Here is a 25,297-nt window from a genome sequence, read left to right on the forward strand (position 1 = left end):
TTTAGATCAGTGGCAAAAGTGACTGATCACCCTTTCATTGAGCTGAGTCAAAAGACCGAACGGAACGATCTTTACCATTGGACGTACAACTTTTAAACGTCCTTTGGAGCTCCCATGAACAAGTCTCTGCTCGGCGCGTCCCTCTTCGCGCTCGCCCTCGTCGCCCCCGTCGCTCACGCCCACCAGGCGGGCGATATTCTGGTTCGCGCCGGTGCAATCACCGTGAACCCGAAGGCCGACAGCAGCAGCGTCAAAGTTGACCAGGGCCCATTGGCCGGTACCAACCTGGGCGGCAAGGCGACCATGAGCAGCGACACCCAATTGGGCTTGAACTTCGCCTACATGATCACCGACCACGTCGGCATCGAACTGCTCGCGGCCACGCCGTTCGAGCATGACGTGAAGATCAAGAACACCGCCCTGGGCGCCGCCAACGGCAAGCTCGGCACCCTGAAACACCTGCCGCCGACCTTGAGCGTCGTGTACTACCCGCTGGATCATAAGTCTGCGTTCCAGCCGTATGTGGGCGCCGGTATCAACTACACCTGGATCTACGACGAACACGTGGGCAGCCGTGCCGAACAGGCCGGTTTCAGCAACTTCAAGGCCGAAAACTCCTGGGGCTGGGCCGCGCAGATCGGCGCCGACTACATGATCAACGACAAGTGGATGATCAACGCCCAGGCGCGCTACATCGACATCAGCACCAAAGCGACTGTGGATAACAACGCGCTGGGCCAGGGCACTCGGGCCAAGGTCAATGTGGATGTAGACCCGATGGTTTACATGGTGGGTATCGGCTACAAGTTCTAAGTCCGGTTAAGCCACACCGCATAACCCATGTGGGAGGGGGCTTATGTGGGAGCCGGGCTTGCCCGCGATGCAGACACCTCGGTGTATCAGTGATACCCAGGTGATGCTATCGCAGGCAAGCCAGCTCCCACATAAGTCCCCTCCCACTTTTGGTTTTGGGGGTGTCAGCTATGGCGGTAGAAGCGATCCAGTAGCGCCGGCAAGCCTGCCCGCCATGCCCGTGGCTTGATGCCGAAGGTATGCAGGATTTTCTTGCAGGCCAGCACCGCATGCTGCGGTTCATCCGCCGCATCCGGCCGCGCTGCGTGAGCCTGGGCGGTGGGGGACTCGATGGCCAATGGATGGAAGTTGCGCGCTTCAGTGAGAATCGCCTGGCCCAGCGCCAACGGCGTGGTCGCCTCGTGGCCGGCGTAGTGGTAAGTGCCCCACAGTGGCGCGGCGCAATCGAGTTGCTTGAGCACCGAGATAATTACCCGTGCGGCGTCGTCAACCGGCGTCGGGTTGCCACGACGGTCGTCGGCCATCAACAGCTCATCCGGTTTTTCAGCCCGGGCCAGGAAGCGCCCGAGCGTGCCGTCGACGCTGTCATCCAGTAGCCAGCCAAACCGCAGCAGCACATGCTGCGGGCACGTGGCGCGCACGCTTTGTTCGATGCGCCACAACGCTTGGCCGCGCAGGCCCAGGGGCACCGGCTCGTCTTTCTCGCTGTAGGCGGTGGCGCGGGAGCCATCGAATACGCGGTAGCTGGACGGTTGCAGCAGGGTGATGCTGTGATGCTGGCACAGCTCGGCCAGGCGTTCGATGGCGAATTCCTGGGCGGCCAAGCGGGACTCGCTCACGGCTTCGGCCTGGAACCAGTCGAAATAGTAGGCGAGGTTGATCAAGGCATCGGGACGGGTGTCGTCGAGCAATTGGGTGAGACTTGCGGCATCCCAGCCGTCTTGGGGCGGTTTGGGGGCGAGGAAACCGATGTCTTCCTCCGCACCGAGGCGAATCAGCGCCTGCCCGAGGGCATTCCCGCCGCCCAGTAACATAAGGCGCATTCGCATAGATTGAGCAGGCCCGGTCTGTTTGGAACGATGGTTATTATCGACAGGCGTGTGTGCGCTGTCGTAGGTCATTGCCAGAATCGTTGCATTTTGCGGGCTTGTAGCGCAACCGTCACGGATTAAGTGTCTTGACGTCGGGTTCGGCGGCCTCCTGTTTCAGCGCCGTACGCGGTGCGAGCAAGAGCTGCTGTGGATAAGTCTGGGCGAAGTGCACCGCCTCACAGTTATCCACAAGCTTTTTCAGACGCTGGTTAAACGCACGGCTAACCGCGTACTGGCCACCCGAAACCGTGCGGAACTGCGCGGTGAGCACCACGCCATTGAGGTCCATCTTGTCTACCCCGAACACCTCCAACGGCCCTTGCAGGTTGTACTTGAGGAACACATCGTCGCGGATCGACTGGCCGGCCTCGCGGATCAGCTCCACGGCCTTGTCCACGTCGGTGTCGTAGGTGAACTGCACCGAGAAGAACGCATAGGCGAACTGACGGGACTGGTTGGTGACCGCCTTGATCTGCCCGAACGGCACAGAATGCACAAAGCCCTTGCCGTCGCGCAGGCGCAGGGTGCGGATGGTCAGGCCTTCGACGGTGCCGGCGTGGCCGGAGTCGAGCACCACCCAATCGCCGATGGACAGGGTGTCTTCGATAATGATGAACAGGCCGGTGATCACGTCCTGCACCAGTTGCTGGGAACCGAAACCGATGGCCAAGCCCACCACCCCAGCGCCCGCCAGCAACGGCGCGACATTGATGCCCAGGTTGGCCATGGTGGTGATCGCGCAGATCACCACCAGGATGATCTTCACCGCATTGCGCAGCAGCGGCAGGATGGTTTTGACCCGGGTACTGGGCTGGCGGCTGGAGCGTTTATTCACCGGTGGTTTGAGGGCTTCCTGGATCGCAGTGTCAAGCACCACCCAGAACAGCCAGGTCACCAACAGGATCAGGCCGATGCTGCTGAGGGAGTCACTGATGGCCCGGCCCACGGAGTTGCGCTGGGCGAATTCGAACAACGAGACACCCCAGATACGCCCGAGTATCTCGATAAACGCGATGGCCATGACGATACGCAAAATCGCGTGCAGCAAACTCAGGAAGCGTTCCTTGTAGGCGCTGCTGCGTTGGATCGATACCTGACTGCGGGACTTGAACAGGTGTTGCAGCACAGTGCTGAGAAACACCGTACCGATCAGTAACAAGGTGGTGAGCAGCGCGCAGCGCAGGGCCTCTTGGTTGTCGTCACCGGCGCCAATCAGGTTGACCGCCGAGACCAGCACCATCAATAGAATCGGCCAGTACCAGAGCCCGGAAAACACCCGCAGCGACTGTTGCAATGCTGGATGCTTGAGGCGCTGGGCCAACGGCCGGTTGCGGATCAAATGGGCCACCGGGCGACGCAGGCGTACCACCAGCACGCCAAAGATGACCGCGGCAAACAGGCCGGTAAACACAGCGATGCTGCTGGTGATATTGCCGCCCAGTTGCCGAGCGATTTGCGGGCTGGTCAGCGCATCGCTGAGGGCCGCGAGAAAGCCGATCAGGAATAGAGGCTTGGGGCAATAGTCACGAATGATCCGCACCGCAGGCCGCTTGTGCCCGACGTTGAACATCACAATGACGCACAGCAACAGCGAGGTGGAAAAGATGCCACTGCTGGTGGCGTAGGCAAAACACAGCGCCAGGGCTCGGCCGACAGACGCGGCTAAAAAGTGACTGACATAAAGGGTCAACGGCAAGCAGATCAGCGCTGGAATCGTGTAGGGCACCACATAGCCCAGCAAGCCTTGCAGCCGTTGACGCCGCGCAAGGAATGGGCGACGGCTCGCGCGTTTCACAACCAGGCGCCCCAGCATCGTCAGCAAAGCAAAGGCACCGGCCCACACGCCAGACAACAGCAGGAAATCGCCGGCCACGCTCCACGGCGAGCGTGCGGTGGTCTGGTCCACCAGACGCCCTACTTCGTCTGCGGCGCGGTCGGCCCGCAGGCGCCAGGCGTCAATGAGGTTCTGGTTGAGGTCGAGCTTGTCTTGCACGTCATCAATGCTGGAACTGATGGCCCCGAGTAGCCCGCCTTGCACCAGCAATTCCGGCTTGGCCGGCGTCTCGGCAGCGGGTGCCGTCGCTGCGGCTTGCAGTGCGCCGTTACCGCAAAGCAGCAACGCACCGAGCAGTAATGCAGTCTTTAGATTCAGCAAAACAGCGAGCTCCTTCAGCAGGGTCTGTAAGGAACTGACGGGTTTAGGCCTTGATCGTTCCCCGCATGGGCGATGCCCTCCCATCTTTTCCTACCCTGTACCGCCTGTAGGAATGTGGAAACTTTCAGCCAAATAGCGCAGTCATCCCATAACGGAGGTCACCTCACCCACCAACCACGGGAGCACACATGGCGGCGATTCACATCGGCATTTCCGGCTGGCGCTACACGCCCTGGCGCGGGGACTTCTACCCCGAAGGGCTGACCCAGAAACGCGAGTTGCAGTTTGCGTCACGCGCCGTCAACAGCATCGAAATCAACGGCTCGTTCTACGCGCTGCAAACCCCTAAGCGCTATGCCGAGTGGTATGCCGATACGCCTGAAGGTTTCATGTTCAGTGTCAAGGCGCCCCGTTTCATCACGCATATCCTGCGCCTGCGCGATGTACACAAGCCGATGGCGAATTTCTTCGCTTCCGGGGTGCTGGAACTCAAAGAAAAACTCGGCCCAATCCTCTGGCAGTTTCCGCCCAGCTTCAAATTCGACGCCACGCTGTTTGAAACCTTTTTGGCTGAATTACCCGCCGACACCCAACAGGCCGCCGCCCTCGCGCGCCAGCATGAGCCGCGCCTTAACGGCAAGTCGAGCATGAAGGCCTATGCCAAGAAGCCGTTGCGCCATGCCGTGGAGATTCGCAATACGAGTTTTGCCGTGCCGGAGTTCATCCAGATGCTGGATAAGCACGGGGTGGCCCTGGTGGTCGCGGACACCGCAGGCAAGTGGCCGTACATGGAAGACGTGACCGCCAACTTCATGTACCTGCGCTTGCACGGCGACAAGCAGTTATACGCCAGCGGTTATAGCGCCGAAGCGCTCCAGCGCTGGGGTGACCGCATCGAGCGCTGGGCCCACGGCAAGCAGCCTGCCGATGCACACCTGGTCGACCCGCACCACACGCCCCGCAGGCGTAAACAGCGCGATGTGTTCTGCTTTTTCGACAACGACATCAAAGTTCGCGCGCCCTTCGATGCACGCCAATTGCTGCAACGTTTCGGGCTGGACCAACACCTGCTCACCGAACCTGGCCGGCTGCCGGAACCAGGAGTATTGCCATGACGCATCCAGAGCTGATCCCCACCCCGCCGACCACCGCCATCACCCGTTTCACGGTGCTGACGGTCAATATCCACAAGGGTTTCACCGCGCTGAATCGCCGCTTCATCTTGCCCGAGCTGCGTGAAGCGGTGCGCAGTGTGGGCGCGGACATGGTGTTCTTGCAGGAGATCCATGGCACCCACGAACGCCATCCGCAGCGTTACAGCGACTGGCCAAAAATGCCGCAGTATGAGTTCCTCGCCGACAGCATCTGGCCGCAGTTTGCCTATGGGCGCAATGCGGTGTACCCCCATGGCGACCATGGCAATGCACTGCTGTCCAAATTTCAGATCATCCGCTATGACAACCTCGACATATCGCAAAGCGGCCATGAAAACCGCGGCCTGCTGCATTGCGTGCTGCGCCTGCCGGGCAGCGGTCAGCAGGTGCACGCGATCTGCATCCACCTGGGCTTGCGCGAGGTGCATCGCCAACAACAATTGCGGTTGCTGGAACAACGTATCAGCGAGATTCCGGCCGATGCGCCGTTGGTGGTCGCCGGCGACTTCAACGACTGGCGGCAAAAAGCCGACCTGAGTCAAAGCGGTTTGCAGGAAGTGTTCATGCACACCCTCGGCAAACCGGCGCGCACCTTCCCGGCGCGCCTGCCACTACTGCCGCTGGACCGCATTTATGTGCGCAATTTGAAGGTGCACAACCCGCGCGTGCTCACCACTCGCCCCTGGTCCCATCTTTCAGACCATGTGCCGCTGTCGGTGGAGGTTGAGCTATGAACGTTGCGGTAGACCATATCGCCACAGACCAACCGCCAGACGACAGCAAGGCGCGGGATCTGGATTACGGCTGGCAAAGCGGCAACCGCGTGGAGTTGCTGGAGAACGGCGAGGCATACTTTCCTGCCGTATTCGAGGCGTTGCGCGGCGCCGAGCGCGAGATCCTGCTGGAGACCTTTATCCTCTTTGAAGACAAGGTCGGCTTTGAGCTGCACAGCATCCTCATCGAGGCGGCCAAGCGCGGGGTGAAGGTGGTGGTCAGCCTCGACGGTTTTGGCTGCGGCGAACTGAGCCCGGGCTTCCTGCGGGAGTTGGCCGAGGCCGGGGTGATGGTGCAGATGTTCGACCCGGCGCCCAAGACGCTCGGCATACGCACTAACTGGTTTCGCCGCCTGCACCGCAAGATCGTCGTGGTGGACGCCCGCGTGGCGTTTATCGGCGGGATCAATTTTTCCGCCGACCACCTGGCGGATTTCGGCCCCGAAGCCAAGCAGGATTACTCAGTACAGGTGATCGGCCCGGCTGTGGCAGACCTGCACCATTTCGCCCTCGCCCAAAGTGGCCGCCAGGTGCGCAGCCGTCGCGGTTGGCGACGGCGCCAGCAACGGCCCTCGCCCTGGACGAACGAGCCAGGCGACGGCCTGGTACGCCTGATCTATCGCGACAACATCCAGCATCGTGACGACATCGAAGACGCGTATATCCATGCCTTGAGTCAGGCCCGGCAGCGGGTGGTAATCGCCAACGCGTATTTCTTCCCCGGCTACCGCCTGCTCCGCGAGATCCGTAACGCGGCGCGCCGTGGCGTGCACGTGCAGTTGATCATGCAGGGCCAGCCCGACGTGCTGTTGGCGAAACTGGCCGCGCGCATGCTCTATGACTACTTGCTCAAGGATGGCGTGGTGATTCACGAATACTGCCAACGCCCGCTGCACGGCAAGGTGGCGTTGGTGGATGACGAATGGAGCACCGTCGGCTCCAGCAACCTGGACCCCCTGAGCCTGGCATTGAACCTGGAAGCCAACGTGCTGATTCGCGACCGGGCTTTCAATCAACAGCTCTACGAACGCCTGGAAGCACTCGCCCACAATCATTGCCAGACCATGCCGGAAAAGCGCAAGCCACGCCTGTGGCTCTGGCGCCTGACCGTGGGTTTCCTGGTGTTTCATGTAATGCGCCATTTCCCGGTACTGGCCAGTTGGTTGCCGGCCCACAAACCGCGCTTGAAACCTTTTGAGGCCACGCCCCATGACGTCTGAAGCCCGCCCCCAAGCGCAAGCCTCTGGGTTCAAGCGCTGGAAGAAACCGCTGACGATTGCGTTCTTCGTGCTGCTGATCGTGTTGTTTACCCTGCTCGCCCGGCGCATCGACTGGAGCGAAGTGTTCCAGACCCTGAGCGAGTTCAAGCTGCGCACATTGTTCATCGCCGGCGCGCTGACGCTGTGCAGTTTCATTGTCTACGCCTGTTTTGACCTGATCGGCCGCACCTACATTCGCCAGCCGCTGCGCTGGAAGCAGATATTGCCGGTGGGCATCATCAGCTACGCGTTCAACCTCAACCTCAGCGCTTGGGTCGGCGGCATTGCCATGCGGTACCGGCTGTATTCGCGCCTGGGCGTGAGCACCAGCAATATCGCCAAGATCCTCGGCCTGAGCCTGGCCACCAATTGGTTCGGCTATATGGCGTTGGCCGGGGTGGTGTTCAGCAGCGGGTTGGTGACCCTGCCGCCGGGCTGGAAGCTCAGCAGCGGCGCCTTGCAAGGAGTCGGGGTGTTATTGGTGCTCGCGAGCCTGGGCTACCTGGCGGCGTGCCGGTTTTCTAAAAAGCGCGCGTGGTCGATTCGCGGTATCGAGATCAACTTGCCGTCGCTGCGCATGGCCTGTTTGCAGCTGGCTCTGGGTGCGTTGAACTGGTCGTTGATGGCCGCAGTGATATTCACCTTGCTGCCGGCCAAACTGGATTACCCGTTGGTGCTGGGGGTGCTGTTGATCAGTGCGATTGCCGGAGTGGTCACCCATATCCCGGCCGGGTTGGGGGTGTTGGAGGCGGTGTTCATTGCGCTATTGCAACATGAGGCGTCGCGGGGGAGTTTGCTGGCGGGGCTGATCGCGTACCGGGCCATTTATTTTATTTGCCCGTTGTTGATTGCACTGGTGATGTATTTGGGGGTGGAGGCCAAGGCAAAGGCGTTGCGGGTGAAGAAAACAGCCTGAGAGAACTGAGGTGATAGTTACATCGCCTTCGCGAGCAAGCCCGCGCCCACAGGTTGGATAGCGTTCCAAATGTGGGAGCGGGCTTGCTCGCGAAGGCGCCAGCCCAGACACAGATGAATCAACGGGCCTGAATGATGCTCAACCGCTCCCCCACCACCATCTCGGTAATCCAGTCCACCAGTATCGAGGTGTACGCCTGTTGCGACACCGGGTCGCTCAGGGAATGGTCGGCACCGTCGATGATGCGGTGGGTCAGGGAATGGGTCTGCTGGCACGCCGCACGGTAACTCATGATGGTCGCGTGGGGCACATGGTCGTCGGTTTCCGACTCGACAATCAGCACATCGCCGGTAAATTGCGCACAGGCATGCAGGGCCCGATTGGTTTCGGCGTGCACCAGGGTGCCGCGGTAATCCATCAGGTCGGCTTTGTCCAAGTCGCGCTTGGGCTTGAGCCATTCCTGGTCGCGATACAGTGCCGGCACTCGCAGCGCCAGCCAGCGTACCGGGCGCAACGAGGTGAGGATCGCCGCCAAGTAGCCGCCATAACTGGTGCCTACCACTGCCACCGCCGAGGTGTCGATCGCCGGGTGGGACAGTAGGCGGTCGTAGGCAGCCAGCAGGTCGCGCAGGTTGTCTTCGCGGGTGACGCGGGACAAGGGGATGCCGGTGCCAGCATGGCCACGCAGGTCGAAGGTCAGGCACACACACCCAAGGCCTGCGATACCTTTGGCTCGCTCCAGGTCGCGCTCCTGGCTACCGCCCCAACCGTGCACGAACAACACACCGGGCACTTTGGACTTGGGGCTGAGGAAGGTCCCGCTCATTTGTTCGTCGTCTATATCAATGCTGATGCTCTCGCTTCTAGCCGTCATAAGTCTGGACCGTCACATACTTGAGTAGAAAGTCGCTGTTCTCGGCCGGGCCTCGGTATACCTCGATGGCATCCGCCGGCAGCGCTTGGTCTACATAGGTTTCTACCGAGGACACACGGATGGCCTTCAGGCCCGGGTGGTTGATAAAGCTCTGCAGCGCCGCGACTTCCGCGCTACTGGCCCCGCCCATGCGCCAGGATTGTTCGAGCACGCCACTGCGGCGCTGGCCTGTGCTGTCCAGGCCTTGGGCGATGTCGTAGTTGCGGCGCGAGGCGAAGAAGCTTGGGTAGGCTTCATTCGCGGCTCGGTCAAAAACCAGCGCCTGTTCGATAGCCTTACGCACGTCTTCAGGCAGATCCAGTTTGAGCAGGGCTGCGTAATCACCGGGGACGACCAGCAGATCGGAACCGCCGTAGACCTCTTCGCCCTGCCCGTCTTGCGTCAGGTGCTGCTCGCCGCAGTAGCTGAAGAGGTGATCGCCGATAAAACTCTGGCCCACACTATGGGTGACCACCTCGTGCAGGTCTTGTTCCAGCACCACGCCTTGATTGAACATTCGGGCCGCTTCCGGGCGGGCCACTATCGCGTCGAATTCATCCAGGCTGTGGATAACTTCCTGCCCCCGCCCTGCACAGGCATTTACGGGTTTCAGACGAATCGGGCCGCTGTAGAGCAAGCGGGTCGCGGCAGGCCGTGCATCCTCAAGGGCGAACACACTCACGCCGTCCAACACCACGTCACGCACACGCTCGCAGAATGTCGGCGACCAGCCTTCGGGCGCCTTGGCCTCGGGACTCAGCAGGCCGTGACTGATGGCTTTGGTGCAGATGAAAGCGTGATCGACATAGCCGCCCCACAGATCTTGTGGCCCTTTGATATTGAGCCGTTGCGCTTGGGCAGGTCCGACCAGCGTTTGCGTGGGCAGCAGGTACAATTCCCGGCCCGCATGCAGGGCCGGGTCGTAGCTACCACCGAACTTGAGCCCCAGGATCTGCGCCAGCCAGCGCGCGAGTGCACGGTTGGTTTCAATTTCATGCAGGGGCGCGCCTTCTCGCATGGAGTGGGCGACCACCAGCTTCTTGCGACTTATGGGGGTCATGCGTTCCCCTTTCTATCAGCCGTTGTGTAGCAGGAGGGCTGCATGGATCAGGCCAACATAGGGTTTGCGGGGATGGCCGTAAAATCAATCAGTTGCGCAAGAAGTGATGGCCGTTAGCCTGTTTTATTCTGCACGACCCTAAGTTAACCCTGCGGCGTTCTGCACGATTCAAACCCCAAAACGGTTGCGGTAATCGCTGGGGGACAACCCCGTGATTTTCTTGAAAATGGCGCGAAAGGCGCTGGGGTCCTGATAGCCCACGGTCCAGGCAATGTGATCGATCGTGCCGTTGGTGAACTCCAGCATCTGCCGTGCCTTGCCGACCCGCAGGTGCTGGCAGTACTCGGTGGGTTTCAACCCGGTGGCGTTGCGAAATCGCCGCAAGAACGTGCGCTCCTCCAGGTTGGCCTCCTGCGCCATCGCCGCCACGGACACATCCACCGCGCCACTGGCCTGCAGCCAATGCTGGACCTTGAGAACCGCACCATCACCATGCCTGAGAATCGGCGCAAAGTTGCTACCGCACTGGCTGGCACTGGCGCTGTGTTCAATCACCAGAAAACGCGCCGTGTCGGCTGCAACGCTCGGGCCCATCAGGCGGTCGACCAGGCGCAGGCCCAGTTCGGACCAGGCCATCAGCCCAGCGGAGGTGATCAGGTCGCCGTCATCGACAATGGGTTTATCCGCTTCCAGGCGCACCGCCGGGTAACTGGCCGCAAAGGACTTCGCGGAAGACCAGTGAGTGGTGGCGCTGCGACCATCCAACAAGCCGCTGCGCGCCAGCATGATCGAACCGATGCACACACCGCCCAGCACGGTGCCGACCGCATGTTGCCGGCGCAGCCATTGCAGCAGTGCAGGCGGCGCCTGGTCTTCGGTGAACTCGGCAATCGAGGGTGGCACCAGCACGGCCATCATCGGTTGGTCGGGGCCGGGATGGCTGTCGAACGTGCGCGCGGGCGTGCCGTGGGCATCTACCTGCCAGTGGCTGACCCGCAGCAGCGGCAGTTGCGCAGATTCATGCTCGGCGGCGATGCGGTTGGCGACCCCGAACAGGTCAGTCAGCCCGTGGACTGCGGCGAGTTGCGCGCCCTGGTAGATCAACACACCCAGCTCGACAGTGCTGCGTTGCGCGGCCATTGTCAGTTTTCCCCCTGTTATTGTCGGTGCAGCCAATTCTCGGTGTGATCGCCAGATAAGATACTAGGCCCATCAACCCATCACGAGGCAACATACATGGCCAAGCAGGCGCTCATCCTAATCGATATCCAGAACGACTACTTCCCCCAGGGCAAGTGGCCGCTCGACGGCGTGGAAGCCGCAGCGGACAAGGCGGCGCAGGTGCTACAGGCATTTCGGCAAGCAGGCGATGCGGTGATTCATGTACGCCATGAGTTCGCTGGCGACGACGCACCCTTCTTCACCCCGGGCTCCGAAGGCGCGCACTTGCATGCCAAGGTAATCAACGAGGGCGATGAGCCGGTGGTACTCAAACACTTCGTGAATGCGTTTCGCCAAACCAATCTGCGCGAACTGCTGGAACAGCGCAGCATCACCGACGTGGTGGTAGTGGGCAGCATGAGCCATATGTGCGTTGACGCCGTGGTGCGGGCAGCGGCGGACCTGGGCTACAAGGTTACGGTGATTCATGATGCCTGCGCGACCCGCGACCAGGAGTTCAACGGTCAGGTAATTCCGGCAGCGCAGGTACACGGCGCGTACATGGCCTCCCTGGCCTTTGGCTATGCGGGTGTGGTGTCGGCAGAGGAATATTTGAAGGCCCAAGCAGCGGCCGCGTGACCGCCACCCGGGTTGATCGCTTCAGCGTGTGGCAATGATGAACAGGCGCGGAAAGGGCAACAACACCGTGCCATCGGCCAGGGCGGGATAAGCCTGGGTAATTCGCGCCTGGTATTGCTGCAGGAAGGCGGCTTTTTCATCGTCGGTCAACGGCGCGAGAAAAGGCCGTAATGCCGAAGCCTTGAACCACTCCACCACCGCCCCGTGGTCCGCCAACGGGTGCTGATAGGTGGTGCGCCACACATCCACGGTACTGCAATGCTTGCTCAGCAGTTCGTAGTAGTAACTGGCGGTGTGCCGCTCATTGTGTTTGACCGCCCCTATCTTGGCCGCCCATGGGCCATCGGCCGCAACTTCACGGGCCAGGCGATGGGCGGGCTCGTCCAGATTGTCCGGGGTTTGTACCGCCAGCGTGCCGCCTGGGTTCAGTTGGTGGACCAAGTGCGGGTACAGCGTGGCGTGATCGGGCAGCCATTGCAGCGAGGCATTGGCCAGGATCACATCCAAGCGTTGCGCCGGATGCCAGGCGCCGATGTCTGCCAGCTCGAAGTTCAACCTGGGCAGGCGCTTGCGTGCGTCTACCAACATGTCATCGGAGCTGTCCATGCCCGTGACGTGCGCTTGGGGGAAACGCTCGGCCAGTACTTCGGTGGAGTTCCCCGGCCCGCATCCCAGGTCGACGGCGGTGGTCACGTCGATGTTGGGAATGGCTGCCACCAGGTCACGGACGGGGCGAGTGCGCTGCTGTTCGAACATCGTGTACTGCTTGGCGGACCAGGTCATCACAGCCTTCCTTCTTGCTAGAGGTGACGACAGCCTAAATCTTGTGGGCCATGAGAACAAATGTCGGGGTTGGTGTGCTGTTTGCACAAAGGCATCCCGTGCACCGACACCTGGGCATTGCCCATAAAAAACCCCCGATGCTTTCGCTATCGGGGGTTTTGTTTGTTCAGGGTCGGTCTTGGACCTTAGAACGGGATATCGTCATCAAAGCTGTCAAAATCCGGAGCCGGTTGCGGAGCAGCCTGTTGTGGCGCTGGGCGCGACTCACGCTGTGGCTGTTGGCTTGGCTGCGGACGCGACTGCTGCGGGCGCGGTGCCGAGTTGGACATGCCGCCCTGGCCCTGTTGGTCGCCCTGTGGACGGCCGCCCAGCAGTTGCATGGTGCCTTGCATGTCGACCACGATTTCGGTGGTGTAACGCTTGATGCCGTCTTTTTCCCACTCACGGGTTTGCAGTTTGCCTTCGATGTACACCTGCGAACCTTTGCGCAGGTATTCACCGGCGATCTCTGCGACCTTGCCGAACAACGACACGCGGTGCCACTCGGTTTTCTCTTTGCGCTCGTTGGTCTGCTTATCGGTCCATTGCTCGCTGGTCGCCAGACTCAGGTTGGTCACAGCATTACCGTTAGGCAAGTAGCGAACTTCGGGATCCTGGCCGCAAGTACCGACCAATATGACTTTGTTAACCCCACGGGCCATAACGTTCTCCTAGGCTGGGCGCGCTGTCGGCACTGGGTTGACCAGTTGCTCGAGCGTCGCGCGATCCAATAATTCGGTGTCCAATTTGATGTAAATGGCCGCCTCTTCAGCGACCACCACTGCATCCGTTACCCCTACCACGGCCTTCAGGCGCTCGACCAGGCCGGCTTCGCGGATCGCCTCGGGCGATAGCGGCAAACGCAGGCTGGTGACGTAGGGAGGTTCGCGCATGGTAACAGCAAAGACCAGCCAAAGTGCAGCCAGCGCGGCGCATCCGAGGAACACAACCGACAAACCGCCATGCTGGAACATCCAGCCGCCCATGATGCCGCCCAACGCGGAGCCCAGGAACTGGCTGGTGGAATACACCCCCATGGCCGTGCCCTTACCGCCCGCCGGTGAAACTTTACTGATCAGCGACGGCAACGACGCTTCGAGCAGGTTGAACGCGGTGAAAAACACCACCGTGCCGATCACCAGTGCGCGCAGGCTGTCGCCGAACTGCCAGAAGAATAGTTCAGTGAGCATCAATGTCGCGACGGCGCCGAGTAAAACTCGTTTCATTTTGCGTTTCTTCTCGCCATAGATGATGAACGGGATCATGGCGAAGAACGAAATCAACAACGCAGTGAGGTAGACCCACCAGTGCTGTTCCTTGGGCAGCCCGGCTTTTTCCACTAGGGCCAGGGGCAAGGCGACGAAGCTGCACATCAGCATGGCGTGTAATACGAAGATACCTAAATCCAGGCGCAGCAGGTCCGGGTGCTTGAGCGTCGGCAGCAACGCCTTGCGTGCAACGCCCGATTCACGGTGCGCCAGGGTGCCGGTGGAGCGCGGCACCATAAACGCCACGATCAGGATGCCAAACAACGCCATGCCGCCCGTGGCCAGGAACAGCCCATGCAAGCCGAACGCACGCGTGAGCAAGGGGCCCACCACCATGGCCACGGCAAACGACAGGCCGATGGTCATGCCGATCATCGCCATGGCCTTGGTGCGGTGTTGTTCGCGGGTCAGGTCCGAGAGCAGCGCCATCACGGCGGCGGAAATCGCACCGGCGCCCTGCAGGATGCGCCCGGCGATCACGCCCCAGATCGAATCGGACTGGGCCGCCAGCACACTGCCAAGGGCGAATACGATCAGCCCGAGATAGATCACCGGGCGACGGCCAATGCGGTCGGAAATAATCCCGAACGGGATCTGGAAAATTGCCTGGGTCAGGCCATAGGCGCCAATCGCCAGGCCGATCAAGGCGGGGGTCGCCCCTGCGAGATCCATCCCATAGGTGGCCAGCACCGGCAACACCATAAACATGCCCAGCATACGGAAGGCGAACACCAGGGCCAGACCGCTTGCCGCTCGGGTCTCGCCGCTACTCATGCGTTCGCTGTGGGGATCGTGCATGGAAAAACCTCGTGTGAACCGGCGGCGATTCTACCAGTCCCATCGATTGAGAGGGTATATGCGGCGCTTTGCCGCGCAGCTTTCATGTAAGGCTGCAAGCGGCGTTTTGACAGTGTATATTCATCCAGTCTTTAGCCGTATACTCCGGCATCATTTACGCCCGCCGTGCGAGGCCATCTTGGACAAGATCCTGATTCGTGGGGCTAGAACCCACAACCTGAAGAACATCGACCTGACCCTGCCCCGGGACAAACTGATCGTCATCACCGGCTTGTCCGGCTCCGGCAAATCGTCCCTGGCGTTCGACACGCTGTATGCCGAAGGTCAGCGTCGCTATGTGGAATCGCTGTCGGCCTACGCCCGACAGTTCCTCTCGATGATGGAAAAGCCCGATGTCGACACCATTGAAGGCCTGTCGCCGGCTATTTCCATCGAGCAGAAGTCCACGTCCCACAACCCGCGCTCTACCGTCGGTACCATTACCGAGATCTACGACTACCTGCGCCTGCTGTACGCACGCGTGGGTATCCCCCGTTGCCCGGACCACGATATCCCCTTGGAAGCCCAGACCGTCAGCCAGATGGTCGACCTGGTGCTGGCCCAGCCCGAAGGCGCCAAGCTGATGCTGCTGGCGCCCGTCATTCGCGAACGCAAGGGTGAACACCTGTCGGTCTTCGAAGAGCTGCGGGCCCAGGGCTTCGTGCGGGCGCGCATCAACGGCAAGCTCTATGAGCTGGACGAAGCGCCGAAGCTGGACAAGCAGAAAAAGCACTCCATTGATGTGGTGGTCGACCGATTCAAGGTGCGCGCCGACCTGCAGCAGCGTTTGGCGGAATCGTTCGAAACCGCGCTGAAGCTGGCCGATGGCATTGCCCTGGTAGCGCCGATGGATGACGAGCCGGGCGAAGAGATCATCTTCTCCGCGCGTTTCGCCTGCCCTATCTGTGGCCATGCCATCAGTGAGCTGGAACCCAAGCTGTTTTCCTTCAACAACCCGGCCGGCGCCTGCCCGACTTGCGACGGCCTGGGTGTGAAACAGTTTTTCGATATCAAGCGCCTGGTCAATGGCGAACTGACCTTGGCCGAGGGTGCGATACGTGGCTGGGACAGGCGTAATGTCTACTACTTCCAGATGCTTGGGTCATTGGCGTCCCACTACAAATTCAGCCTGGAAGTGCCATTCAACCAACTGCCGGCAGACCAGCAGAAAGTCATTCTCAATGGCAGCGGTTCACAGAATGTCGACTTCAAATACCTGAACGACCGCGGCGATATCGTCAAGCGCTCGCACCCGTTCGAAGGCATCGTGCCGAACCTGGAACGCCGCTACCGCGAAACCGAATCGGCGAGCGTGCGCGAGGAGCTGGCGAAATTCCTCAGCACACAGCCATGCCCGGATTGCCGTGGCACGCGCCTGCGCCGTGAAGCCCGGCATGTATGGGTAGGCGAGAAGACCCTGCCGGCAGTGACCAACCTGCCGATCGGCGATGCCTGTGAATACTTTGGCGTGCTGAAGCTGACCGGTCGTCGCGGGGAAATTGCCGACAAGATCCTCAAGGAAATTCGCGAGCGATTGCAGTTCCTGGTTAACGTGGGCCTGGACTATCTGTCGCTGGACCGCAGCGCCGACACCTTGTCCGGCGGTGAGGCGCAGCGCATTCGCCTGGCCAGCCAGATTGGCGCCGGCCTTGTGGGCGTGCTGTATATCCTCGACGAGCCGTCGATTGGCTTGCACCAACGGGACAATGACCGCTTGCTGGGCACGCTGAAACACCTGCGCGATATTGGCAATACCGTGATCGTGGTCGAGCATGATGAAGACGCTATCCGCCTGGCGGACTACGTAGTCGATATCGGCCCCGGCGCGGGCGTGCATGGTGGCCATATCGTTGCTGAAGGCACGCCTGCCGAGGTGATGGCACATCCTGATTCACTGACCGGCAAATACCTGTCCGGCCGTGTGAAGATTGAAGTGCCCGCCAAGCGCACACCGCGCAACAAGAAGATGGCGCTACACCTCAAGGGCGCGCGCGGCAACAACCTGCGCAATGTCGACCTGGAGATTCCGCTGGGCCTGCTGACTTGCGTGACCGGTGTTTCCGGTTCGGGCAAGTCGACGCTGATCAACAACACCCTGTTCCCCCTGAGTGCTACCGCCCTGAACGGCGCGACCACCCTGGAAGCAGCGGCCCACGACAGCATCAAGGGCCTGGAGCATCTGGACAAGGTGGTCGACATCGACCAGAGCCCGATTGGACGTACGCCGCGTTCAAACCCAGCCACCTACACCGGGCTGTTTACGCCTATCCGCGAGTTGTTCGCTGGCGTGCCAGAGTCGCGCTCACGGGGTTATGGGCCGGGTCGGTTCTCGTTCAACGTCAAGGGTGGCCGCTGTGAAGCGTGCCAGGGCGATGGCCTGATCAAGGTGGAGATGCACTTCCTGCCGGACATCTACGTGCCGTGCGATGTGTGCAAGAGCAAGCGCTACAACCGCGAGACCCTGGAGATCAAGTACAAGGGCAAGAGCATCCACGAGACCCTGGAAATGACCATCGAGGAAGCTCGCGAGTTCTTCGACGCGGTGCCGGCGTTGGCGCGCAAGCTGCAGACGCTGATGGATGTGGGCCTGTCGTACATCAAGCTGGGGCAATCAGCGACCACGCTGTCGGGTGGCGAGGCGCAGCGGGTCAAGCTGTCTCGCGAGCTGTCCAAGCGCGATACCGGCAAAACCTTGTACATCCTCGACGAGCCGACCACCGGCCTGCACTTCGCGGATATTCAGCAGTTGCTGGACGTACTGCACCGCCTGCGAGACCACGGCAATACCGTGGTGGTGATCGAGCACAACCTTGATGTGATCAAGACTGCCGACTGGCTGGTAGACCTGGGGCCGGAAGGTGGTTCGAAGGGTGGCCAGATTATCGCAGTGGGCACTCCGGAGCAGGTTTCCGAAATGCCGCAGTCGCATACCGGTTACTACTTGAAACCGTTGCTGGAACGCGACCGGGCCTGATTTTTCAGGCCCAATAAAAAGCCCCTGTCACTTTGCAGTGACAGGGGCTTTTTTGTAACCGGGAATCAGAACTGCGATTGCAGGTAATTCTCCAGGCCGATCAGCTTGATCAGGCCCAACTGCTTTTCCAGCCAGTAGGTGTGATCTTCTTCGGTGTCATTCAACTGCACCCGCAGTATTTCCCGGGTGACATAGTCGTTGTGCTGCTCGCAAAGCTCGATGCCCTTGCAGAGTGCGGCACGGACCTTGTACTCAAGGCGAAGATCGGCAGCGAGCATGTCAGGCACTGTGGTACCCACATCCAGATCATCAGGACGCATACGCGGCGTGCCTTCGAGCATCAGAATGCGGCGCATCAGGGCATCAGCGTGCTGCGCCTCTTCTTCCATTTCGTGGTTGATACGCTCGTAGAGCTCGGTAAAGCCCCAGTCTTCGTACATACGCGAATGGATGAAATATTGGTCACGAGCTGCCAGTTCGCCCGTCAGCAACGTGTTGAGGTAATCGATTACGTCGGGGTGACCTTGCATCGCCCTACATCTCCCTGCTTGAAAGGCTGTAGTTTGAACCATGCTGACTTGAAGGTCACGGGACAAACGGCAGAAAAGTGAAGATTTTCAGGGAAAAGTAGCTGAATTAACGCAAAAACCGCCCAAATGAGGGCGGTTCTGCTTATCGTTTAGAGTCAGTTAAGCGATACACCCAGTGCCTTTGCGATTGCTTCTCCATAAGCCGGGTCGGCTTTATAGAAGTGCTGCAGTTGACGCTGGACCACGTCGCTGGAAACGCCCCCCATTGCACCGGCGATGTTATTGGTGAGCAGGGCTTTCTGCTCGTCATTCATCAGACGGAACAGCGCACCGGCGTGGCTGTAGTAGTCCGTGTCTTCGCGATGATCGTAGCGATCAGCGGCGCCGCTCAGGGCCAATGCTGGCTCTGCATATTGCGGAGCTTGTTTCGGTGCGTCGGCGTAGCTGTTTGGCTCGTAGTTCGGAGCCGCACCACCGTTGCTGCCAAAAGCCATGGAACCGTCACGCTGGTAGCTGTTAACCGGGCTACGTGGCGCGTTCACCGGCAGTTGCTGGTGGTTGGTGCCCACACGGTAGCGGTGCGCATCGGCGTAGGCAAAAACCCGACCTTGCAGCATACGGTCTGGCGACAGGCCAACGCCTGGGACCATGTTGCTTGGGCCAAATGCGGCCTGCTCGACTTCGGCGAAGTAGTTCTGCGGATTACGATTGAGCTCCAACTCACCCACTTCAATCAACGGGAATTCTTTTTGCGACCAGGTCTTGGTCACGTCAAACGGGTTCTCGTAATGGGCGTTCGCCTGGGCCTCGGTCATGATCTGGATGCACACGCGCCACTTGGGGAAGTCACCGCGCTCGATTGCGCCAAACAGATCGCGCTGGGCGTAGTCAGGATCAGTACCCGCCAAGCGGGCAGCCTCGGCCGGCGCCAGGTTCTTGATGCCTTGCTTGGTCTTGTAGTGCCACTTCACCCAATGACGCTCGCCCTGGGCGTTGATCAGGCTGTAAGTGTGGCTGCCGAAACCGTGCATGTGACGGTAGCCGTCTGGAATGCCACGGTCCGAAAACAGAATGGTGACTTGGTGCAGCGCCTCCGGGGAGTGCGACCAAAAATCCCACATCATCTGTGCGCTTTTCAGGTTGCTTTGCGGCAGACGCTTCTGGGTGTGGATAAAGTCCGGGAATTTCAGCGGGTCACGGATAAAGAACACCGGGGTGTTGTTACCGACGATGTCCCAGTTGCCTTCTTCGGTGTAGAACTTCAAGGCGAAGCCACGTGGATCGCGCTCAGTATCAGCCGAACCACGTTCACCGCCTACGGTGGAGAAACGCAGGAACGTAGGCGTCTGCTTGCCAACGGACTCGAACAACTTGGCGCTGGTGTACTGGGTAATGTCTTTTGTCACCGTGAAGGTACCGAAGGCACCCGAACCTTTGGCGTGCACGCGACGCTCAGGGATATTTTCACGGTTGAAGTGAGCAAGCTTCTCGATCAGGTGGAAATCGTCGAGCAGCAATGGGCCACGTGGGCCGGCGGAACGTGAGTTCTGATTGTCCGCAACGGGCGCGCCGCTGGCGGTGGTAAGGACTTTATTCTGGCTCATGCGCATCTTCCTCAGGTCGGGCTTTGAACTGCCGGCTAATCGGCTTGGAGGGAGTATTGACCATCCACATGACACCTACAAATTCATTAAATTGTAGGCTTCAATAGAAAATAACTACCAACATACCCAACGCTCATAGTGAGGCGTGTCGCTTGAGGATTCTTGTACGCAGCACGCTTTTGTTACGCGCACAAAAAACCGGGCACTAGGCCCGGTTTTTCGTTGCAGCTTGTCGTTTTACTCGGCGCTTACAGCTTCGCCGGCAGTAGCACGATCAACCAACTCGACGTACGCCATAGGCGCGTTGTCGCCAGCGCGGAAACCGCACTTGAGGATGCGCAGGTAGCCACCCTCACGGGTAGCGTAACGCTTGCCCAGGTCGTTGAAGAGCTTACCAACGATAGCTTTCGAACGAGTACGGTCGAAAGCCAGACGGCGGTTAGCCAGGCTGTCTGTCTTGGCCAAAGTGATCAGCGGCTCAGCAACGCGACGCAGTTCTTTAGCTTTCGGCAGTGTAGTTTTGATCAGCTCGTGCTCGAACAGCGACACCGCCATGTTTTGGAACATGGCCTTGCGGTGCGAGCTGGTACGGCTCAGGTGACGACCACTTTTACGATGACGCATGGTTCATTCCTTACCAAACTCACGTTCGGTGATTACGACGATCAGGCAGTCGCCTTGTCGTCCTTCTTAAGACTTGCAGGCGGCCAGTTGTCGAGGCGCATGCCGAGGGACAGACCGCGGGAGGCCAGAACGTCCTTGATTTCAGTCAAGGATTTCTTGCCCAGGTTCGGAGTCTTCAACAGTTCTACTTCGGTGCGCTGGATCAGGTCACCGATGTAGTAAATGTTTTCCGCCTTAAGGCAGTTAGCCGAACGTACAGTCAGTTCCAGATCGTCAACCGGGCGAAGCAGGATCGGATCGATCTCGTCTTCCTGCTCGATTACCACTGGTTCGCTGTCACCTTTGAGGTCGACGAACGCAGCCAACTGCTGTTGCAGAATGGTTGCAGCGCGGCGGATAGCCTCTTCAGGATCCAGGGTACCGTTGGTTTCCAGATCAATAACCAGCTTGTCCAGGTTAGTACGCTGTTCGACACGGGCGTTTTCCACCACGTATGCGATACGGCGAACCGGGCTGAACGAAGAGTCAAGCTGCAAGCGACCAATGCTGCGGCTTTCGTCTTCATCGCTCTGACGCGAGTCGGCCGGTTCATAACCACGACCACGAGCTACAGTGAGCTTCATGTTCAGGGCGCCGTTAGACGCCAGGTTAGCGATTACGTGATCGGGGTTAACGATCTCGACATCATGATCCAGCTGAATATCGGCAGCGGTAACCACCCCCGAACCCTTCTTCGACAAGGTCAGCGTAACTTCGTCACGGCCGTGCAGCTTGATAGCCAGACCTTTAAGGTTCAACAGGATTTCAATTACGTCTTCCTGTACACCTTCGATGGCGCTGTACTCGTGGAGCACACCGTCAATCTCGGCCTCGACTACTGCACAGCCGGGCATTGAGGACAACAGGATGCGGCGCAGCGCGTTGCCCAGGGTGTGGCCAAAACCACGCTCGAGAGGCTCGAGAGTAATTTTGGCGCGGGTTGGACTGACAACCTGCACATCAATGTGGCGGGGTGTCAGGAACTCATTTACCGAAATCTGCATGGATGCACCTATTTTCTAGCCCTTACTTGGAGTAGAGCTCGACAATCAGGCTTTCGTTGATGTCGGCGGACAGATCACTGCGAGCAGGAACGTTCTTGAAAACGCCCGACTTCTTCTCAGTGTCTACTTCTACCCATTCTACGCGGCCACGTTGGGCACACAGATCGAGAGCTTGGACAATGCGAAGTTGGTTTTTTGCTTTCTCGCGAACTGCGACCACGTCACCAGCACGAACCTGGTAGGACGGAACGTTTACGGTCTGACCGTTAACGCTGATCGACTTGTGCGATACCAGCTGACGGGATTCGGCACGAGTCGAACCAAAGCCCATACGGTATACAACGTTGTCCAGACGGCATTCGAGCAGTTGCAGCAGGTTTTCACCGGTTGCACCTTTCTTGCCAGCAGCTTCTTTGTAGTAGCCGCTGAACTGACGCTCGAGAACGCCGTAGATACGACGGACCTTCTGCTTTTCACGCAGTTGAGTGCCGTAGTCGGACTGGCGACCGCGGCGTTGGCCGTGGATACCAGGTGCTGCTTCAATGTTGCACTTCGATTCGATCGCGCGCACGCCGCTCTTCAGGAAGAGATCGGTGCCTTCGCGACGAGCGAGTTTGCATTTTGGACCAATGTAACGAGCCATTCTTTACAATCTCCTGGATTACACGCGGCGCTTCTTCGGCGGACGGCACCCGTTGTGCGGGATTGGCGTCACGTCGGTGATGCTGGCGATCTTATAGCCACAGCCGTTCAAAGCACGGACAGCAGACTCACGACCTGGACCTGGACCTTTGACGTTAACGTCGAGGTTTTTCAGGCCATATTCCAGCGCAGCTTGACCAGCACGTTCAGCAGCTACTTGAGCAGCAAACGGAGTGGACTTGCGGGAACCGCGGAAACCCGAACCACCGGAGGTAGCCCAAGAAAGCGCGTTACCTTGACGGTCGGTGATGGTCACGATGGTGTTGTTAAAAGATGCATGGATGTGGGCGATGCCATCAACCACTGTCTTTTTAACTTTTTTACGAGGACGAGCAGCAGGTTTTGCCATGATAATTTTCCTGTCGATTCGCTGGGGCGATTACTTGCGGATCGGCTTACGCGGACCTTTACGGGTACGCGCGTTAGTCTTGGTACGCTGACCGCGTACTGGAAGACCACGACGATGACGCAGACCGCGATAGCAACCGAGGTCCATCAAACGCTTGATTTTCATGTTGATTTCGCGACGCAGGTCACCTTCAGTGGTGAACTTCGCCACTTCGCCACGCAGCTGTTCAATCTGCTCGTCGCTCAGATCCTTGATCTTAGCGGCTGGGTTTACCCCAGCGACCGCGCAAATTTTCTGCGCAGTAGTGCGACCAACACCATAGATGTAGGTCAGCGAGATAACAGTGTGCTTGTTATCTGGAATGTTAACGCCTGCAATACGGGCCATTCAGTGGGACTCCAATTGACAGCTACCTACGCCCCGGAAGCCAAGAAATAGGGCGCGAGATAATATCGCTGTAATAACAAATAATCAACCCGGCAGCGCACTAGCTGCCGGGCTTCAAGCGGATCACACTCAGCCTTGGCGCTGTTTGTGACGCGGTTCCGCGCTGCAAATTACTCGAACAACACCTTCGCGGCGAATAATCTTGCAGTTACGGCACAGCTTTTTCACCGATGCACGAACTTTCATCACCAACTCCTCGAACCTTATGGGGTACTCAGCGCAACATGCCGCTGCCGTAGCCCTTCAGGTTGGCTTTCTTCATCAGGGATTCGTACTGGTGCGAAACGAGGTGCGATTGTACTTGGGACATGAAGTCCATCACAACCACGACCACGATCAGCAACGAGGTCCCGCCAAGGTAGAACGGAACGTTTGCTGCAACCACCAGGAACTGGGGCAACAGACACACGGCCGTCATATATAGAGCACCGAACAGGGTCAAACGAGTCAGAACGCCATCAATGTAGCGTGCCGACTGCTCACCTGGACGGATGCCCGGAATAAAGGCACCGGACTTCTTCAGGTTTTCCGCTACGTCTTTCGGATTGAACATCAACGCCGTATAGAAGAAGCAGAAGAAAATAATCCCTGCACTAAACAGCAGAATATTCAACGGCTGACCAGGAGCGATCGACTGAGAGAGGTCCTGCAGCCAGCCCATATTTTCAGACTGACCAAACCAGGTACCCAACGAAGCCGGAAACAGCAAGATGCTGCTCGCGAAAATTGCCGGAATAACACCGGCCATATTCACTTTCAGCGGCAAGTGGCTGGTCTGCGCAGCAAAGACCTTACGGCCCTGCTGACGCTTGGCGTAGTGAACAGCAATACGACGCTGGCCACGCTCAATGAACACCACAAAACCGATAATCGCTACTGCCAGCAAACCGATGGCAACCAAGGCGAAGATATTGATATCACCCTGACGCGCAGACTCGAAAGACTGCCCGATTGCTCTCGGAAGACCGGCGACGATACCTGCGAAAATCAACATCGAGATACCGTTGCCAACACCACGCTCAGTAATCTGCTCACCCAGCCACATCATGAACATCGCACCAGCCACAAACGTGGATACTGCGACGAAATGGAAGCCAAAGTCACCAGTGAACGCAACGCCCTGCCCGGCCAAGCCAACGGACATGCCGATAGCTTGAACCAGGGCGAGGACGACAGTGCCGTAGCGGGTGTACTGGCTAATCTTGCGACGGCCAGCTTCACCTTCCTTCTTCAACTGCTCCAGCTGCGGGCTGACGGCTGTCATCAGCTGCATGATGATCGATGCCGAGATGTACGGCATGATCCCCAGTGCAAAGATGCTCATCCGCTCCAGCGCGCCGCCGGAAAACATGTTGAACAAGCTAAGAATGGTCCCCTCATTCTGTCGAAACAGGTCTGCGAGTCGGTCCGGGTTGATACCTGGAACCGGGATGTGTGCGCCTATTCGGTAGACGATAATCGCCAGGAACAGAAAACGCAGACGAGCCCAAAGTTCAGACATACCGCCTTTGCCGAGCGCTGAGAGAGCACCTTGCTTAGCCATTTATTCCTCGAACTTGCCGCCAGCTGCTTCGATAGCCGAACGCGCACCTTTGGTGGCGCCGATTCCCTTGCCGATAGTGACAGCGCGAGTCACTTCACCGGACAGCATGATTTTCACACGCTGTACGTTGACGTTGATCACGTTGGCATCTTTCAGGGTCTGCACAGTAACGATGTCGCCTTCCACTTTAGCCAGCTCGGACAGACGCACTTCTGCGCGGTCCATGGCTTTCAGGGATACGAAACCGAACTTAGGCAGGCGACGATGCAGCGGCTGTTGACCGCCTTCAAAGCCTGGAGCAATGGTGCCACCGGAGCGGGAGGTTTGACCCTTGTGGCCACGGCCACCGGTCTTACCCAAACCACTACCGATACCACGGCCCGGACGATGCTTTTCGCGACGGGAACCCGGCGCTGGACTCAGATCATTGAGTTTCATCGATTAACCCTCTACACGCAGCATGTAGTAAGCCTTGTTGATCATCCCGCGATTCTCGGGAGTATCCTGGACTTCTACAGTGTGACCGATGCGACGCAGACCCAAACCTTTAACGCACAATTTGTGGTTAGGGATGCGGCCGGTCATGCTTTTGATCAGCGTTACTTTAACGGTAGCCATGA

26 protein-coding genes are annotated in these 25,297 nt (G+C 59.2%); 7 read left to right on the forward strand and 19 right to left on the reverse strand.

All coding sequences use genetic code 11. From position 1 onward, the window contains the following. Positions 1-114: 114 nt before the first annotated feature. The gene (locus A7K61_RS15045) at positions 115-813 is read left to right on the forward strand and encodes an OmpW family protein (RefSeq protein ID WP_014720136.1); all 699 of its coding nucleotides are present in this window, start codon (positions 115-117) and stop codon (positions 811-813) included. 164 nt (positions 814-977) lie between these two features. Here the strand turns inward: A7K61_RS15045 and A7K61_RS15050 are convergent, their stop codons facing one another. Both A7K61_RS15050 and A7K61_RS15055 read right to left on the reverse strand, forming a co-directional pair. After that, complete coding sequence (locus tag A7K61_RS15050) at positions 978-1,862, reverse strand: sugar nucleotide-binding protein (protein ID WP_032897752.1); 885 nt, start codon at positions 1,860-1,862, stop codon at positions 978-980. 112 nt (positions 1,863-1,974) lie between these two features. Beyond that, positions 1,975-4,059 (reverse strand): mechanosensitive ion channel family protein, encoded by a 2,085-nt coding sequence (locus A7K61_RS15055; RefSeq protein ID WP_057711939.1) that lies wholly within the window; start codon positions 4,057-4,059, stop codon positions 1,975-1,977. Between the two features lie 188 nt (positions 4,060-4,247). Between A7K61_RS15055 and A7K61_RS15060 the strand changes: the two genes are divergently transcribed. The 4 genes from A7K61_RS15060 to A7K61_RS15075 are packed head-to-tail and all read left to right on the forward strand — an operon-like array spanning position 4,248 to position 8,161. Continuing rightward, positions 4,248-5,174, forward strand: coding sequence for a DUF72 domain-containing protein (locus tag A7K61_RS15060; RefSeq protein ID WP_069557868.1), 927 nt, complete (start codon positions 4,248-4,250; stop codon positions 5,172-5,174). Beyond that, positions 5,171-5,947: an endonuclease/exonuclease/phosphatase family protein gene (locus tag A7K61_RS15065; RefSeq protein WP_047711885.1), complete on the forward strand. Its 777-nt coding sequence runs from the start codon at positions 5,171-5,173 to the stop codon at positions 5,945-5,947. Before A7K61_RS15060 ends, A7K61_RS15065 begins: the two co-directional genes overlap by 4 nt. Next, positions 5,944-7,206 carry a cardiolipin synthase ClsB gene (clsB, locus tag A7K61_RS15070; RefSeq protein ID WP_047711886.1) on the forward strand — a complete coding sequence of 421 codons (1,263 nt, stop codon included), beginning with the start codon at positions 5,944-5,946 and terminating at the stop codon, positions 7,204-7,206. Before A7K61_RS15065 ends, clsB begins: the two co-directional genes overlap by 4 nt. Continuing rightward, a complete protein-coding gene (locus A7K61_RS15075; protein ID WP_003194614.1) occupies positions 7,196-8,161 on the forward strand; it encodes a lysylphosphatidylglycerol synthase domain-containing protein in 966 nt (321 codons plus the stop codon). The genes clsB and A7K61_RS15075 overlap by 11 nt, the downstream gene beginning before the upstream one ends. A gap of 118 nt (positions 8,162-8,279) precedes the next feature. On the opposite strand, the gene A7K61_RS15080 is transcribed toward A7K61_RS15075, so the two are convergent. The 3 genes from A7K61_RS15080 to A7K61_RS15090 all read right to left on the reverse strand — a co-directional run bounded on the left by A7K61_RS15080 (position 8,280) and on the right by A7K61_RS15090 (position 11,274). Continuing rightward, positions 8,280-9,035 carry a S9 family peptidase gene (locus tag A7K61_RS15080; protein ID WP_003194616.1) on the reverse strand — a complete coding sequence of 252 codons (756 nt, stop codon included), beginning with the start codon at positions 9,033-9,035 and terminating at the stop codon, positions 8,280-8,282. Beyond that, the gene (locus A7K61_RS15085) at positions 9,025-10,134 is read right to left on the reverse strand and encodes a DUF3182 family protein (RefSeq protein ID WP_044269381.1); all 1,110 of its coding nucleotides are present in this window, start codon (positions 10,132-10,134) and stop codon (positions 9,025-9,027) included. Before A7K61_RS15085 ends, A7K61_RS15080 begins: the two co-directional genes overlap by 11 nt. A 168-nt stretch (positions 10,135-10,302) precedes the next feature. After that, a complete protein-coding gene (locus A7K61_RS15090; RefSeq protein WP_069557869.1) occupies positions 10,303-11,274 on the reverse strand; it encodes a GlxA family transcriptional regulator in 972 nt (323 codons plus the stop codon). Positions 11,275-11,370: 96 nt separating this feature from the next. On the opposite strand from A7K61_RS15090, the gene A7K61_RS15095 reads away from it, so the two are divergent. After that, on the forward strand, positions 11,371-11,934 hold the full coding sequence (locus A7K61_RS15095; protein WP_044269384.1) for a cysteine hydrolase family protein: 564 nt from the start codon (positions 11,371-11,373) through the stop codon (positions 11,932-11,934). Between the two features lie 21 nt (positions 11,935-11,955). On the opposite strand, the gene tam is transcribed toward A7K61_RS15095, so the two are convergent. From tam to A7K61_RS15110, 3 genes are all read right to left on the reverse strand, one after another. Beyond that, positions 11,956-12,717, reverse strand: coding sequence for a trans-aconitate 2-methyltransferase (gene tam / locus A7K61_RS15100; protein WP_057711934.1), 762 nt, complete (start codon positions 12,715-12,717; stop codon positions 11,956-11,958). Positions 12,718-12,902: 185 nt separating this feature from the next. Next, positions 12,903-13,418 (reverse strand): single-stranded DNA-binding protein, encoded by a 516-nt coding sequence (locus A7K61_RS15105; protein ID WP_003194626.1) that lies wholly within the window; start codon positions 13,416-13,418, stop codon positions 12,903-12,905. A 9-nt stretch (positions 13,419-13,427) separates the two neighbouring features. Beyond that, positions 13,428-14,822, reverse strand: a complete 1,395-nt coding sequence (locus tag A7K61_RS15110; RefSeq protein WP_034133877.1) for an MFS transporter — start codon at positions 14,820-14,822, stop codon at positions 13,428-13,430. Between the two features lie 178 nt (positions 14,823-15,000). On the opposite strand from A7K61_RS15110, the gene uvrA reads away from it, so the two are divergent. Further along, positions 15,001-17,835 (forward strand): excinuclease ABC subunit UvrA, encoded by a 2,835-nt coding sequence (gene uvrA / locus A7K61_RS15115; RefSeq protein ID WP_003194630.1) that lies wholly within the window; start codon positions 15,001-15,003, stop codon positions 17,833-17,835. 65 nt (positions 17,836-17,900) lie between these two features. Here the strand turns inward: uvrA and bfr are convergent, their stop codons facing one another. From bfr to rpmD, 11 genes are all read right to left on the reverse strand, one after another. Further along, a complete protein-coding gene (bfr, locus tag A7K61_RS15120) occupies positions 17,901-18,365 on the reverse strand; it encodes a bacterioferritin (protein WP_003176400.1) in 465 nt (154 codons plus the stop codon). Positions 18,366-18,520: 155 nt separating this feature from the next. Continuing rightward, positions 18,521-19,969, reverse strand: a complete 1,449-nt coding sequence (locus A7K61_RS15125) for a catalase (RefSeq protein WP_047711897.1) — start codon at positions 19,967-19,969, stop codon at positions 18,521-18,523. 237 nt (positions 19,970-20,206) lie between these two features. After that, positions 20,207-20,593, reverse strand: a complete 387-nt coding sequence (gene rplQ, locus A7K61_RS15130) for a 50S ribosomal protein L17 (protein ID WP_003176402.1) — start codon at positions 20,591-20,593, stop codon at positions 20,207-20,209. 41 nt (positions 20,594-20,634) lie between these two features. After that, complete coding sequence (gene rpoA, locus A7K61_RS15135; RefSeq protein WP_003176403.1) at positions 20,635-21,636, reverse strand: DNA-directed RNA polymerase subunit alpha; 1,002 nt, start codon at positions 21,634-21,636, stop codon at positions 20,635-20,637. A gap of 22 nt (positions 21,637-21,658) precedes the next feature. After that, positions 21,659-22,279 carry a 30S ribosomal protein S4 gene (gene rpsD, locus A7K61_RS15140; RefSeq protein ID WP_003176404.1) on the reverse strand — a complete coding sequence of 207 codons (621 nt, stop codon included), beginning with the start codon at positions 22,277-22,279 and terminating at the stop codon, positions 21,659-21,661. Between the two features lie 18 nt (positions 22,280-22,297). Beyond that, complete coding sequence (gene rpsK / locus A7K61_RS15145; RefSeq protein ID WP_002555466.1) at positions 22,298-22,687, reverse strand: 30S ribosomal protein S11; 390 nt, start codon at positions 22,685-22,687, stop codon at positions 22,298-22,300. A 30-nt stretch (positions 22,688-22,717) separates the two neighbouring features. Further along, entirely contained in the window at positions 22,718-23,074 is a 357-nt protein-coding gene (gene rpsM / locus A7K61_RS15150) for a 30S ribosomal protein S13 (RefSeq protein ID WP_003194635.1), read from the reverse strand. A 129-nt stretch (positions 23,075-23,203) separates the two neighbouring features. Then, positions 23,204-23,320: a 50S ribosomal protein L36 gene (gene rpmJ / locus A7K61_RS31415; protein ID WP_002555468.1), complete on the reverse strand. Its 117-nt coding sequence runs from the start codon at positions 23,318-23,320 to the stop codon at positions 23,204-23,206. A 28-nt stretch (positions 23,321-23,348) separates the two neighbouring features. Then, a complete protein-coding gene (gene secY, locus A7K61_RS15155; protein WP_003194637.1) occupies positions 23,349-24,677 on the reverse strand; it encodes a preprotein translocase subunit SecY in 1,329 nt (442 codons plus the stop codon). Next, a complete protein-coding gene (gene rplO / locus A7K61_RS15160) occupies positions 24,678-25,115 on the reverse strand; it encodes a 50S ribosomal protein L15 (RefSeq protein ID WP_003176407.1) in 438 nt (145 codons plus the stop codon). Positions 25,116-25,118: 3 nt separating this feature from the next. Beyond that, positions 25,119-25,295, reverse strand: coding sequence for a 50S ribosomal protein L30 (rpmD, locus tag A7K61_RS15165; RefSeq protein WP_003176408.1), 177 nt, complete (start codon positions 25,293-25,295; stop codon positions 25,119-25,121). Between the last annotated feature and the right edge of the window lie 2 nt (positions 25,296-25,297).

The organism is Pseudomonas sp. AP42, assembly GCF_001728935.1.
GTDB lineage: Bacteria > Pseudomonadota > Gammaproteobacteria > Pseudomonadales > Pseudomonadaceae > Aquipseudomonas > Aquipseudomonas lactis.